Below are 12,391 nucleotides of genomic sequence, written 5' to 3'. Positions count from 1 at the left end.
CCCTTGCAATGAACCCCGTAGGAGCTGGCAAGCCAGCTCCTACAATAAATCGTGTCAGGCGTCGTTTTCGTGGGTCAGTTCGAGCACGCGGTCTACCAGTTTGTTGATCCCCGATGCCGCTTCACTGATCGATTGCGCCAGCATGTAAGCCGGGGTACTCACCAGTTTGCGCGCCTTGTCCTCGACGATGTCGCTGACCGCGCAATCGGTATGGGTTGCGCCCATCTTGTTCATCGCGGCGGCGGTGTCGGTATCGTTGCCGATGGTGCAGGTGACGCCGGGGCCGTAGATCTTGGCCGCCAGGGCCGGGGAAATGCACATCAGCCCCACCGGTTTACCGGCCTCGGCAAAGGCTTCGGTCAGTGCCAGGACATCCGGCTGAACGGAGCAGCCGGCGCCTTCAATGGCGAAGCTGGAGAGGTTCTTGGCCGAACCGAAGCCGCCGGGCACGATCAGCGCATCGAAGTCATCGACGTTCGCGTCACGGATATCCTTGACGTTACCCCGGGCAATTCGCGCCGACTCCACCAGCACGTTGCGCGATTCGGGCATTTCTTCGCCGGTCAGGTGATTGATGACATGCAACTGCGCGATGTTCGGTGCGAAACACTGCACCTGGGCACCGCGTTGGTCCAGACGCAGCAGGGTGATGACGCTCTCGTGGAGTTCGGCGCCGTCGTACACGCCACAACCGGAAAGGATCACTGCAACTTTTTTGCTCATGGGCTTTTCTCCAGATTCATGACGTTAAATGTCCACTAATTTGTCACGCGTTGCCATAGGGTTAATTCACGGTTACACATAGCATCGGTCCTCAAGATTCCGGTCAGGGCGCGTCATGGACTTCATTCTGTATGCGGTACCGTTTTTCTTTGTCCTGATCGCCGTCGAGCTGCTGGCCGACCGTTGGCGCGGGGTGAGCAATTATCGGGTGGCGGACGCGATCAACAGTCTCAGCACCGGCGTGCTGTCGACCACCACGGGGCTGCTGACCAAAGGCGTGGGGCTGCTGACCTACGGCTTTGCCCTCAAGCATCTGGCGCTGTTCGAGTTATCGGCCGACAGCGTCTGGACCTGGGTGTTCGCCTTTGTCTTCTATGACTTGTGCTACTACTGGCTGCATCGCATGGGCCACGAGCGCAACATCCTCTGGGCCGCCCATTCGGTGCATCACCAGAGCGAGGACTACAACCTGTCCACGGCGTTGCGCCAGACCAGTACCGGTTTCCTGCTGAGCTGGATCTTCTATCTGCCGCTGGCGGTGTTCGGCGTGCCGCTGCTGGTGTTCGTCAGCGTCGCCGCGCTGAACCTGCTGTACCAGTTCTGGGTGCACACCCGGCACATTCCCAAGCTCGGCTGGTTCGAATGGTTTTTTGTCACGCCATCCAATCATCGGGCTCACCATGCACAGAACGCTCTGTACATGGATCGCAATTACGGTGGCGTGTTCATTATTTGGGACCGACTGTTCGGCTCGTTCCAGGAAGAAGACGACAACGAGCCGGTGATCTTCGGCGTGACCACGCCGCTGGCGAGCTGGAACCCCGTATGGGCGAACGTGCAGTTCTACGCGCAGTTGTGGGCCGATGCACGGCGTGCCGAAAGCACCTGGGACAAGCTGCGGATCTGGTTCATGCGCACCGGCTGGTGCCCGGCGGACGTGGCGGCAAAATACCCGATAGGCAAGCCGGACCTGGCCCGGTTCCGCAAATTCGAAGTGCCGCTGGACGGGCGCCAGCAGCTCTACATCCTGTTGCAGTTCTGCGTGTACATCGCGCTGGGCAGCTATTTGATGAGTCTTGAAACGACGGTGCCAGTCGCCGCCCTGGTGTTGGGCTGGGGAGCGGTGGCGTTCGGTCTGTTTGTGCTGGGCGTGGCCCTGGAGAATCGCCCTTGGGCGTTTAAGCTGGAGCTGGTGCGGCTGGCGTCGAATCTGCTTTTGGTATGGCTGGCCCCGATGGTGGGGCTGTGGCCGGCCAGCGTGGCAGGCTGGTGCGGCCTGCTCAGTTACAGTCTGTTGAGCGGCATCGGTCTCTACTGTTGCAGAAACCGCATCACTCGACTGGCGTCGTAGGGCCTTCGGTCTTGGTTCTTTCGGCTTTCAGGGCTTGTTCGTCGGCGTAGACCTGCTTGGCCAGGCGGGCATTCTTGAAGCGCCGACGTAGCCATAGCACGAAGCCCAGGACCAGCAGGGCGCCGAGCACCCAGAGTTCGTACTTCTTCACACTGCCGAGCATGCCTTCGAGCACTGCGCCGAAATGGTACGCGGCCGCCGCCAGGGCTGCGGCCCAGATCGCCGCGCCAATGCCGTTGAGCAACAGGTAGCGGCCCGGCGGATAGCCTGACAGCCCGATGGCCACCGGCATGACCGTACGCAAACCGTAAACGAAGCGGAAGCTCAGTACCCAGATGTCCGGATGCTTGCGAATGTGTTCCAGCGCCCGGTCACCCATCATCTGCCAGCGCGGTTTGCGCGCCAGCAGCTTGCGGCCGTGCTTGCGGCCCAGGAAATACCACAGTTGGTCGCCGGCATAGCTGCCGAAGAAGGCCACGACCACCACCAGGTTGATGTCCATGTATCCACGGAACGCGAGGAAGCCCGCGAGTACCAGAATGGTTTCGCCTTCGAAGAACGTGCCTAGAAAAAGGGCAAAGTAGCCAAAGTCATGCAGAAATTGTTGGAGCATTGTCTGGGTGCTGGCGAAATGAACGCGCAGCCTAACCCTTCGGACACATTCAGGAAAGTGTCCAAATGTGTCTCGACGTGAACATTTCCTACAACGACAATGGAATGCGGCTACCTGTCACAGGGGTGCACACAACTGTAATACGTTCGTCATAATGGCCGCTTATAACTGTCACGCTCGCCCGTAAGCGCGGGCTCAGGAGTCTGCCGTGAGCTTTACCCCCGCCAACCGTTTGTTCCCCGCAACCCGCCTGCGCCGCAACCGTCGTGACGACTTCTCGCGTCGTCTGGTCCGTGAAAACGTCCTGACCGTCGATGACCTGATCCTGCCGGTGTTCGTACTGGACGGTGAAAACCGTCGCGAAGCAGTGGCCTCGATGCCGGGTGTCGAACGCCTGACCATCGACCTGTTGCTGGAAGAGGCGGCCAAGTGGGTCGAGCTGGGGATTCCAGCGCTGGCGCTGTTCCCGGTGACGCCAGCGGAGCTCAAGTCCCTGGACGCCGCCGAAGCGTGGAACCCTGAAGGCATTGCCCAGCGCGCGACCCGTGCGCTGCGTGCGCAATTCCCTGAGTTGGGCGTGATCACCGACGTCGCCCTGGACCCGTTCACCACCCACGGTCAGGACGGCATCCTCGACGAAGAAGGCTACGTGCAGAACGACATCACCGTCGACGCACTGGTCAGGCAAGCCCTGTCCCACGCCGAAGCCGGCGCTCAGGTCGTGGCACCATCGGACATGATGGACGGTCGCATCCAGGCGATCCGCGAAGCCCTGGAAGTGGCCGGTCACGTCAATGTACGGATCATGGCCTACTCGGCCAAGTACGCCAGTGCCTATTACGGCCCGTTCCGCGATGCGGTCGGTTCGGCGCTGAACCTGGGCAAGGCCAACAAGGCCTCCTATCAGATGGACCCGGCCAACAGCAACGAAGCCCTGCACGAAGTGGCGGCGGACTTGTCAGAAGGTGCAGACATGGTCATGGTCAAGCCAGGCATGCCGTACCTGGACATCCTGTGCCGGGTAAAAGAAGAATTCAAAGTGCCGACGTTTGTGTATCAAGTCAGCGGCGAATACGCCATGCACATGGCGGCGATCCAGAATGGCTGGCTGAGCGAAGGGGTTATCCTCGAGTCCCTGACCGCTTTCAAACGTGCAGGGGCTGATGGCATCCTGACGTACTTTGCCGTTCGTGCCGCTCAATTGTTACGAGAGCAAAAATAGCCCTCCCAGGAACATTCGATGAATACCGAAGTACTCACTGAAGTTGCCGTAAAAGACGCTCAACCTGTGATGGAGCAAGTCGACGAGACCCCGCCGGAGCTGGAGCCAGCTCCGCCCGCGGCGGTCGTCGAAACCACGGCGACCGTGCCAGCGGTGGCCATTCCCGGCCTGGATGACAGCAGCCTGTACATCCACCGCGAGCTCTCGCAACTGCAGTTCAACATCCGCGTGCTGGAACAGGCGCTGGACGAGTCCTACCCATTGCTGGAGCGGCTGAAGTTTCTGTTGATCTTCTCCAGCAACCTGGATGAGTTCTTCGAAATTCGTGTCGCCGGCCTGAAGAAGCAGATCACCTTCGCCCGTGAACAGGCGGGCGCCGATGGTCTGCAACCGCACCAGGCACTGGCCCGCATCAGCGAACTGGTGCACGGTCACGTCGACCGCCAGTACGCGATCCTCAACGACATTCTGTTGCCGGAGCTGGAAAAGCATCAGGTCCGTTTCATCCGTCGCCGTCACTGGACCACCAAGCTCAAAACCTGGGTCCGCCGCTATTTCCGCGACGAGATCGCCCCGATCATCACTCCGATCGGCCTCGACCCGACGCACCCGTTCCCGTTGCTGGTGAACAAGAGCCTGAACTTCATCGTCGAACTGGAAGGTATCGACGCCTTCGGTCGCGATTCCGGTCTGGCGATCATCCCGGCACCGCGTTTGCTGCCGCGCATCATCAAGGTGCCGGAAGAGGTGGGCGGCGCTGGCGACAACTATGTGTTCCTGTCGTCGATGATCCACGCGCACGCCGATGACCTGTTCCAGGGCATGAAGGTAAAAGGCTGCTACCAGTTCCGCCTGACCCGAAATGCCGACCTGGCGCTGGATTCCGAAGACGTCGAAGACTTGGCCCGTGCTCTGCGCGGCGAGTTGTTCTCCCGTCGCTATGGCGATGCGGTGCGACTGGAAGTGGCCGACACGTGCCCGAAACACCTGTCCGACTACCTGCTCAAGCAGTTCAACCTGGGCGAGACCGAGTTGTATCAGGTCAACGGTCCGGTGAACCTGACACGGCTGTTCAGCATCACCGGCCTGGACAGCCAGCGTGAGCTGCAATACCTGCCGTTCACCCCGCAGATCCCGAAACTGCTGCAGAACAGCGAAAACATTTTCAGCGTGATCAGCAAGCAGGACATCCTGCTGCTGCACCCGTTCGAGTCGTTCACCCCGGTGGTCGACCTGCTGCGCCAGGCCGCCAAGGACCCACACGTGCTGGCGGTGCGCCAGACTCTGTACCGGTCCGGCGCCAACTCGGAAATCGTCGATGCGCTGGTGGATGCTGCGCGTAACGGCAAGGAAGTCACCGCGGTGATCGAACTGCGTGCGCGGTTCGACGAAGAGTCCAACCTGCAACTGGCCAGCCGACTGCAAGCGGCCGGTGCGGTGGTGATTTACGGTGTGGTCGGCTTCAAGACCCACGCCAAGATGATGCTGATCTTGCGCCGCGAGGCCGGTGAGATCGTGCGTTACGCGCACCTCGGTACGGGTAACTACCATGCCGGCAACGCCCGCCTGTACACCGACTACAGCTTGCTGACCTCCGACGATGCCTTGTGCGAAGACGTCGGCAAACTGTTCAGCCAGTTGATCGGCATGGGTAAGACGCTGCGCATGAAGAAATTGCTGCACGCGCCGTTCACCCTGAAAAAGGGCATGCTCGACATGATTGCCCGCGAAACCCAGTTCGCCCTCGACGGCAAACCGGCGCACATCATCGCCAAGTTCAACTCGCTGACCGATCCGAAGATCATCCGTGCGTTGTACAAGGCCAGCCAATCAGGTGTGCGTATCGATCTGGTGGTGCGTGGCATGTGCTGCCTGCGGCCGGGCATCGCCGGGGTTTCCCACAACATCCACGTGCGCTCGATCATCGGTCGTTTCCTGGAACACACCCGGGTCTTCTACTTCCTCAATGGCGGCGAAGAACAGATGTTCCTCTCCAGTGCCGACTGGATGGAGCGCAACCTCGACAAGCGCGTCGAGACCTGCTTCCCGGTGGAAGGCAAGAAGCTGATCATGCGGGTCAAGAAAGAGCTGGAGCTGTATCTCACCGATAACACCCACAGCTGGAGCCTGCAGTCGGACGGTCGTTACATCCGCAACACGCCGACCGGCAACCAGAACCCGCGCAGCGCCCAGGCGACATTGCTGGAGCGTTTGGGCAGCCCGATTCTGGCTGTTCGGTAACACGGGCGAGGTATAAAAAATGGCGATCCCTGCGGATCGCCATTTTTGTTTACATCGCCGCCCCCTGTAGGCGCGAGCTCGCTCCGGGCGGCGATCCGACGATGGGCGTGAACGATAACGCGTGCTGCCTGGAAAAAAGCGTCGCCTGCAGGTTTTTCGCGAGCAGGCTCGCTCCTACAGGGGCGGGGGTCAGCGAGCGTTCAGCACGATATCTACGCGAGTCAGCCATTCCGCTTCGATGGCGAAGTCGGCCTGGGTCAGCTGGTTTTCATCCAGCCAGTTTTCCGGGAAAACCACTTCCAGGTGGTTGTCATAGGCGTTCAGTTCCACCTGGGGCATTTGCTGGGTGCCACGGATGTGGTGGAACAGAATCGCAAAGCGCAGCAACACGCACAGGCGAATCAGCTTGGTGCCGTCGTCGCCGAACTCGGCGAACTTGTCCTTGGGAATGTTGCGTCGGTGGCCGCGTACCAGCAGCGCGAGCATCAACTGGTCTTCGCGGGAGAACCCGGCGAGGTCCGAGTGCTCGATCAGGTAGGCGCCGTGCTTGTGGTACTGGTAGTGAGCGATGTCCAGGCCCACTTCATGGACCTTGGCCGCCCAGCCGAGCAGTTCGCGCCAGACGCCGTCTTCCAGATCCCAGTCCGCGGCCACCTGGTCGAACGCATGCAGTGCCTTGCGCTCGACCCGTACTGCCTGTTCCTGATCGACGTGGTAGCGCTCCATCAGCGAAGTGAGGGTGCGTTCGCGTACGTCTTCGTGATGATGGCGGCCCAGCAGGTCATAGAGCACGCCTTCGCGCAGGGCGCCTTCGCAGTGATCCATGCGTTGCAGTTCGAGGGAGTCGAAGATCGCTTCGAGGATCGCCAGGCCCGCCGGGAAAATCGCCCGGCGATCCGGTTTGATGCCCTCGAAATCGATTTTCTCGACGTCGCCCAGCTTGATCAGTTTGCGCTTGAGCCAGGCCAGGCCTTCGGCGTTGACCTCGCCGGTGCTGTGGCCGCCAGCCTTCAGCGCCAGGCCGATGGCGCGGATGGTGCCCGAGGAGCCGATGGCTTCATCCCAGGTCAGGCGGTGCAGGGCGTGCTCGATGCTCATAATCTCCAGCCGCGCCGCGGTGTACGCCTGGGCGTAACGGGCCGGGGTGATCTTGCCGTCCTTGAAATAGCGTTGGGTGTAGCTGACGCAACCCATCTGCAGGCTCTCGCGCAGCAGTGGTTCGAAGCGCTGGCCAATGATGAATTCGGTACTGCCGCCGCCGATGTCGGCCACCAGGCGTTTGCCCGGGGTGTCGGCGAGGGTGTGGGACACGCCGAGATAGATCAGGCGCGCTTCTTCACGGCCGGAAATGACTTCCACCGGGTGGCCGAGGATTTCTTCGGCGCGGTGAATGAATTCGGCGCGGTTACGGGCTTCCCGCAGGGCGTTGGTGCCAACGATGCGCACGGCACCGGTGGGCATACCGCTGATCAGTTGGGCGAAGCGCTTGAGGCAGTCGAGCCCGCGCTGCATCGATTCTTCGCTTAGATGACGCTCTTCGTCGATGCCGGCGGCCAGCTGAACCTTCTCCCCGAGACGCTCGAGAATGCGGATTTCACCGTTCTGGGCCTTGGCCACGACCATGTGAAAACTGTTGGAGCCCAGGTCGATTGCGGCGATCAGGGACAGATTCTTGGCTTGGGATTGCGGCATGGTCTGGGGTCTCGGTCGATAACCTCGACATCGTGCCACGATCAAAGGCTGCCGCCAACGCGCAGTGTTCAAAGCCTTGATCCAGTGCATGCAAACGGGTGACCGCTGCACGGTCAATCGCGGGCAAGCCCGCTCCCACAGGTTTTTGCGTCGAACACACAATCCTGTTCCAACATAGAACCCTGTGGGAGCGGGCTTGCCCGCGATGAGGCCATCACAGGCCCTCAAGAGCTTTCAGACTGTCGCTTCCACAGTACCAATGAAATTCGCGAGCTCAGCCGTCTGCGGATTGGCGAACAACACCTTCGGGTCACCTGTTTCATGCACCTTGCCCAAGTGCATGAACACCAGTTTGTCCCCAACCTCCCGGGCAAAACGCATTTCGTGGGTGACCATGATCAGCGTCATGCCTTCCCTGGCCAGTTGCCGGACCACGCTCAGTACTTCGTTGACCAGTTCCGGGTCCAGGGCCGAGGTGATTTCATCGCACAGCAACACTTTCGGCGACATCGCCAGGGCGCGGGCAATCGCCACCCGTTGTTGCTGGCCGCCGGACAGTCGATCCGGAAAGGCATCGAACTTTTCGCCGAGCCCGACCCGTTCCAGCATCTGCCGCGCCAGTTCGGCGGCCTTGGCCTTGGGCACTTTTTGCACCACTTGCGGCGCGAGCATCACGTTTTCGCCAACCGTCAGGTGCGGGAACAGGTTGAACTGCTGGAACACCATGCCGACTTTCTGCCGCAGGCTGCGCAGGTCGGCGCGGGCGGCGTCGAGGTACTCGCCGTCGACTTCGATTACGCCATCGTTGATCGACTCCAGGCCGTTGAGGGTGCGCAGCAGGGTGGACTTACCCGAGCCGCTGCGCCCGATGATCGCCACCACCTGGCCTTCCTCGACGCTCAGGTCGATGCCTTTGAGCACATGGTGATCGCCGTAGTATTTATGCAGGGCGGAAATTCTAAGCAGAGGCATGCAGTCTCCTTTCCAGATAGCGCGCACTGAGGGACAGGGGGTAGCAGAGCAGGAAATAGCCGAGGGCGACGAGGCCGTAGACCATGAAGGGTTCGAAGGTGGCGTTGGCGAGCATGCCGCCGGTCTTGGTCAGTTCGGTGAGGCCGATGATCGACGTGACGGCGGTGCCTTTGACCACTTGCACCGAGAAGCCCACGGTCGGCGCCACGGCAATGCGCAGGGCCTGCGGCAGGATCACGTAGCGCAGTTGCTCCAGCGGATTGAGCGCCAGGCTTGATGAGGCTTCCCACTGGCCGTTGGGGATCGATTCGACGCAACCGCGCCAGATCTCCGCCAGATAAGCGCTGGTGAACAGCGTCAACGCGATCGCCGCCGCCATCCACGGCGAAATCTCCAACCCGGCGAGCGCCACACCAAAAAACACCAGGAACAGCTGCATCAACAGTGGTGTGCCCTGGAACAGTTCGATGTAAGTGCGCGCAAAGCTGCGTGGCAGGGATTTATCCGAGATGCGCATGACCATGATCAGCAAACCGATCAGCCCGCCGCCAATGAACGCCACCAATGACAGCGCCAGCGTCCATTGCAGGCCGGTGAGCAGGTTGCGCACGATGTCCCAGAAGGTGAAATCACTCATCGGCCACTCCTTGCGATGAACCGCTGGCCGATCCAGTTCAGGAATTGGCGGATCAGTAGCGCCATGCACAGGTACAGCAACGTGGTCAGGGCGTAGGTTTCAAAAGCGCGGAAGTTGCGCGATTGAATGAAGTTGGCAGCGAAACTCAGCTCTTCGGTGGCGATCTGTGAACACACCGCCGAGCCGAGCATGACGATGATGATCTGGCTACTCAGGGCTGGCCAGACTTTGCCCAGCGCCGGCAGCAACACAACATGGCGGAATGCTTCGAGGCGCGTCATCGCCAGTGCCGCCGCGGCTTCCAGCTGACCCTGGGGAATCGCCTGGATACCGGCACGGATGATCTCGGTCGAATAGGCGCCGAGGTTGATCACCATCGCCAGCACCGCTGCCTGCCATTCGGAGATCTGCACGCCCAGTGACGGCAAGCCGAAGAAGATGAAAAACAGCTGCACCAGAAATGGCGTGTTGCGGATCAACTCGACATAGACCGCGAAAATCCCCGCGAAAGGCCGGATGTTCCACGCCCGCACCAGCGCCCCGACGATGCCAAGGCCCACGCCGAGCACAGCGCCGATAGCTGTCAGCTCAAGGGTGAACAACGCACCGCGCAGCAACAGATCGGTGTTGTGCACCACCGGCAAGAAATCGAACTGATAAGCCATAAAACGTCTCCAGTGCGCCGAATCAGAGATCGGCCGGCAGCGGTTCTTTCAGCCAGGTCAGGGCGTTCTTTTCCAGCGCGCCGTCGCTCCTGGCGGTCACGAGGATCTGGTTGACCTTATCCAGCAGCTGCGGCTCGTTCTTGTTCACGCCCACGTAGACAGGCGAATCCTTGAGCTTCACTTTCAGGGCCGGCACGCGTTTCGGGTTCTTCTCGCTGATCGCGACCATCACTACGTTGCCGCTGGCGATCAGGTCGACTTGCCCGGCCAGGTACGCGGCGATGGTCGAGTTGTTGTCTTCGAAGCGCTTGATGGTCACGCCTTCGGGAGCGACCTTGGTCAGCTCGATGTCTTCGATGGCGCCACGGGTGACGCTGATGGTCTTGCCCTTGAGATCGTCCAGACCCTTGATGTCGGCGTCTGGCGGACCGAACACCGCGAGGTAGAAGGGCGCATAGGCACGGGAGAAGTCGATGACCTTCTCGCGCTCCGGGTTTTTGCCGAGGCTGGAAATCACCAGGTCGACCTTGCCGGTGGTGAGGAACGGGATGCGGTTGGTGCTGTTGACCGGCGTCAGTTCGAGTTTGACCTTGAGCTGGTCGGCCAGCAGTTTCGCGGTGTCGATATCCAGGCCGCGGGGCTTCATGTCCGGGCCGACCGAGCCGAAGGGCGGGAAGTCCTGGGGCACGGCAACCTTGAGGACGCCGCGCTTGACCACGTCTTCCAGGCCGTCGGCGTGGGCGGGTGCCTGGCTCAGCATCAGGCTGGCAAACAGGGCTGCGAGGAGGACGCTGTAACGCTGGGTCATGGCAAATCTCCGAATCGGCAAGAAGTGATTTCTGCGGATCGACAGAGCACGGGGCATGCCAACTTGGGGGGTGGGGGCGCCAGAGTGCGGTTTTGCTGGTGTCGAATGGTCTTACTGGTCTGAACAGTCGCGTTGCGTTTCGCACCCCGATAGCGCAGCCGGGAATATTGCCGAACCCCCATGGGGCACGACTTGCCGGGAGCCGTGAATAGCTTTACAACTGAGCGCACTTTGGCCTGGTTCGTCTGGAAAACCATGAATTCGATCTCCCGCGCCGTACCCGAAGTGGCGCTGCAAGCCATCCGCAAACTGATTACCGAGCAGGGCTTCGGGCCGGGGGATGCCTTGCCCTCGCAACGGGACCTGGCGCTGCAACTGGGCGTAAGCCGGGCTTCTTTGCGCGAGGCGTTGTCGTCCCTGAGTGCGCTGGGCGTCGTCAGCATCCAGCCGGGCAAAGGTGTGTTCGTGCAGGCGCCGGTGGAACTGCCGCGCAGCGAAGCGGCGCCGGGCTGGCCGTTCGCGGCACAGGCTTCGCCGCTGGATATCTTCCAGTTGCGTTATGCGCTGGAGGGGTTTGCCGCGGGGCTGGCGGCCGTGACCTTGAGCACCGACGAACTCGATGCGCTGGAGGACAATGTCGCCGCCATGCGCAACGAACTGAAAGCTGCTGATTTCGAAGCGGCGGCGCGCCTGGACTTCGAATTCCACCGGCGCATCCTGCTGGCCAGCGGCAATCAGGCAATGCTGAGTATCCTCACCGCCAGCGCCGATATCTTCCTGGAAAGCCAGAAACTACCGTTCATCCGGGCCGAACGGGCCATGGAAACCTGGCAGGAACACCGCAAGATCCTTCGCGCGCTGGCTCGCCGAGCCTCTGGCGCTGCGCAAAAGGCCATGCAAGAGCATGTGCGCAACGCGGCGTTGCGCACCGGAATCGCCTTCGTCGCTCCCGCCTCGGCGTAACCCGGGCTATACCCAAACTCATGGAACACCATAGCGAGACTCAATCAACTGCACCTTCCTGAACGAGGGAAGGGCGGCTATGATGGGCCACGTTTTTTTGCTTACAACCCTGGAGAATTCCATGAGCAGCGATCTTATCAAACACGTTAGCGACGCTAGCTTCGAGGCCGACGTACTCAAGGCTGAAGGCGCTGTACTGGTCGATTACTGGGCTGAGTGGTGCGGCCCTTGCAAAATGATCGCTCCTGTCCTGGACGAGATTGCCGAGACCTACAAAGGCAAGCTGACCGTTGCCAAGCTGAACATCGACGAAAACCAGGAAACCCCGGCCAAGCATGGCGTGCGCGGTATCCCGACCCTGATGCTGTTCAAGAACGGCAACGTTGAAGCGACCAAGGTCGGCGCACTGTCGAAGTCGCAACTGGCTGCTTTCCTCGACGCCAACATCTAAGCGTCGCTGTAGAGTGTCCTGAAAAAAGCCCCGCAAATAGCGGGGCTTTTTGC

The 12,391-nt window shown here is 60.9% G+C and carries 12 protein-coding genes; 5 read left to right on the top strand and 7 right to left on the bottom strand.

The window, feature by feature from the left end:
* Positions 1-54: 54 nt before the first annotated feature.
* The gene (gene elbB / locus PMI31_RS00420; RefSeq protein WP_008015474.1) at positions 55-723 is read right to left on the bottom strand and encodes an isoprenoid biosynthesis glyoxalase ElbB; all 669 of its coding nucleotides are present in this window, start codon (positions 721-723) and stop codon (positions 55-57) included.
* Positions 724-838: 115 nt separating this feature from the next.
* Here elbB and PMI31_RS00415 point away from each other — a divergent pair, with 115 nt between their 5' ends.
* The gene (locus PMI31_RS00415) at positions 839-2,074 is read left to right on the top strand and encodes a sterol desaturase family protein (protein WP_008015470.1); all 1,236 of its coding nucleotides are present in this window, start codon (positions 839-841) and stop codon (positions 2,072-2,074) included.
* Here the strand turns inward: PMI31_RS00415 and PMI31_RS00410 are convergent.
* Positions 2,055-2,687 (bottom strand): DedA family protein, encoded by a 633-nt coding sequence (locus PMI31_RS00410; protein ID WP_008015468.1) that lies wholly within the window; start codon positions 2,685-2,687, stop codon positions 2,055-2,057. The two genes, PMI31_RS00415 and PMI31_RS00410, sit on opposite strands and share 20 nt — an antisense overlap.
* Before the next feature lie 208 nt (positions 2,688-2,895).
* Here PMI31_RS00410 and hemB point away from each other — a divergent pair, with 208 nt between their 5' ends.
* Positions 2,896-3,909, top strand: coding sequence for a porphobilinogen synthase (gene hemB, locus PMI31_RS00405; protein WP_008015467.1), 1,014 nt, complete (start codon positions 2,896-2,898; stop codon positions 3,907-3,909).
* Positions 3,910-3,927: 18 nt separating this feature from the next.
* Complete coding sequence (gene ppk1 / locus PMI31_RS00400) at positions 3,928-6,150, top strand: polyphosphate kinase 1 (RefSeq protein WP_008015465.1); 2,223 nt, start codon at positions 3,928-3,930, stop codon at positions 6,148-6,150.
* A 189-nt stretch (positions 6,151-6,339) separates the two neighbouring features.
* On the opposite strand, the gene ppx is transcribed toward ppk1, so the two are convergent.
* From ppx to PMI31_RS00375, 5 genes are all read right to left on the bottom strand, one after another.
* On the bottom strand, positions 6,340-7,842 hold the full coding sequence (gene ppx, locus PMI31_RS00395; RefSeq protein WP_008015463.1) for an exopolyphosphatase: 1,503 nt from the start codon (positions 7,840-7,842) through the stop codon (positions 6,340-6,342).
* Between the two features lie 234 nt (positions 7,843-8,076).
* Positions 8,077-8,814, bottom strand: a complete 738-nt coding sequence (locus PMI31_RS00390) for an amino acid ABC transporter ATP-binding protein (protein WP_008015462.1) — start codon at positions 8,812-8,814, stop codon at positions 8,077-8,079.
* Positions 8,801-9,451, bottom strand: a complete 651-nt coding sequence (locus PMI31_RS00385) for an amino acid ABC transporter permease (protein ID WP_008015460.1) — start codon at positions 9,449-9,451, stop codon at positions 8,801-8,803. Before PMI31_RS00385 ends, PMI31_RS00390 begins: the two co-directional genes overlap by 14 nt.
* Entirely contained in the window at positions 9,448-10,116 is a 669-nt protein-coding gene (locus tag PMI31_RS00380; RefSeq protein WP_008015458.1) for an amino acid ABC transporter permease, read from the bottom strand. Before PMI31_RS00380 ends, PMI31_RS00385 begins: the two co-directional genes overlap by 4 nt.
* A gap of 22 nt (positions 10,117-10,138) precedes the next feature.
* Entirely contained in the window at positions 10,139-10,924 is a 786-nt protein-coding gene (locus PMI31_RS00375) for a transporter substrate-binding domain-containing protein (RefSeq protein WP_008015455.1), read from the bottom strand.
* Between the two features lie 255 nt (positions 10,925-11,179).
* Here PMI31_RS00375 and PMI31_RS00370 point away from each other — a divergent pair, with 255 nt between their 5' ends.
* Both PMI31_RS00370 and trxA read left to right on the top strand, forming a co-directional pair.
* Positions 11,180-11,887 carry a FadR/GntR family transcriptional regulator gene (locus tag PMI31_RS00370; protein WP_008015453.1) on the top strand — a complete coding sequence of 236 codons (708 nt, stop codon included), beginning with the start codon at positions 11,180-11,182 and terminating at the stop codon, positions 11,885-11,887.
* Positions 11,888-12,008: 121 nt separating this feature from the next.
* The gene (gene trxA, locus PMI31_RS00365) at positions 12,009-12,338 is read left to right on the top strand and encodes a thioredoxin TrxA (RefSeq protein WP_003206727.1); all 330 of its coding nucleotides are present in this window, start codon (positions 12,009-12,011) and stop codon (positions 12,336-12,338) included.
* Positions 12,339-12,391 lie beyond the last annotated feature (53 nt).

This window comes from Pseudomonas sp. GM55 (genome assembly GCF_000282395.1).
GTDB lineage: Bacteria > Pseudomonadota > Gammaproteobacteria > Pseudomonadales > Pseudomonadaceae > Aquipseudomonas > Aquipseudomonas fluorescens_CC.
Note: the sequence above shows the minus strand (reverse complement) of the source record. Positions and strands in the feature narration are given on the sequence as shown.

Excerpts from the sequence above, each read along its gene's own strand:
- PMI31_RS00385 (WP_008015460.1), bottom strand. The coding sequence starts at position 9,451 with ATGAGTGATTTCACCTTCTGGGACATCGTGCGCAACCTGCTCACCGGC.
- PMI31_RS00370 (WP_008015453.1), top strand. The coding sequence starts at position 11,180 with ATGAATTCGATCTCCCGCGCCGTACCCGAAGTGGCGCTGCAAGCCATC.
- PMI31_RS00415 (WP_008015470.1), top strand. The coding sequence starts at position 839 with ATGGACTTCATTCTGTATGCGGTACCGTTTTTCTTTGTCCTGATCGCC.
- ppx (WP_008015463.1), bottom strand. The coding sequence starts at position 7,842 with ATGCCGCAATCCCAAGCCAAGAATCTGTCCCTGATCGCCGCAATCGAC.
- elbB (WP_008015474.1), bottom strand. The coding sequence starts at position 723 with ATGAGCAAAAAAGTTGCAGTGATCCTTTCCGGTTGTGGCGTGTACGAC.
- PMI31_RS00390 (WP_008015462.1), bottom strand. The coding sequence starts at position 8,814 with ATGCCTCTGCTTAGAATTTCCGCCCTGCATAAATACTACGGCGATCAC.
- PMI31_RS00410 (WP_008015468.1), bottom strand. The coding sequence starts at position 2,687 with ATGCTCCAACAATTTCTGCATGACTTTGGCTACTTTGCCCTTTTTCTA.
- PMI31_RS00380 (WP_008015458.1), bottom strand. The coding sequence starts at position 10,116 with ATGGCTTATCAGTTCGATTTCTTGCCGGTGGTGCACAACACCGATCTG.
- ppk1 (WP_008015465.1), top strand. The coding sequence starts at position 3,928 with ATGAATACCGAAGTACTCACTGAAGTTGCCGTAAAAGACGCTCAACCT.
- PMI31_RS00375 (WP_008015455.1), bottom strand. The coding sequence starts at position 10,924 with ATGACCCAGCGTTACAGCGTCCTCCTCGCAGCCCTGTTTGCCAGCCTG.
- trxA (WP_003206727.1), top strand. The coding sequence starts at position 12,009 with ATGAGCAGCGATCTTATCAAACACGTTAGCGACGCTAGCTTCGAGGCC.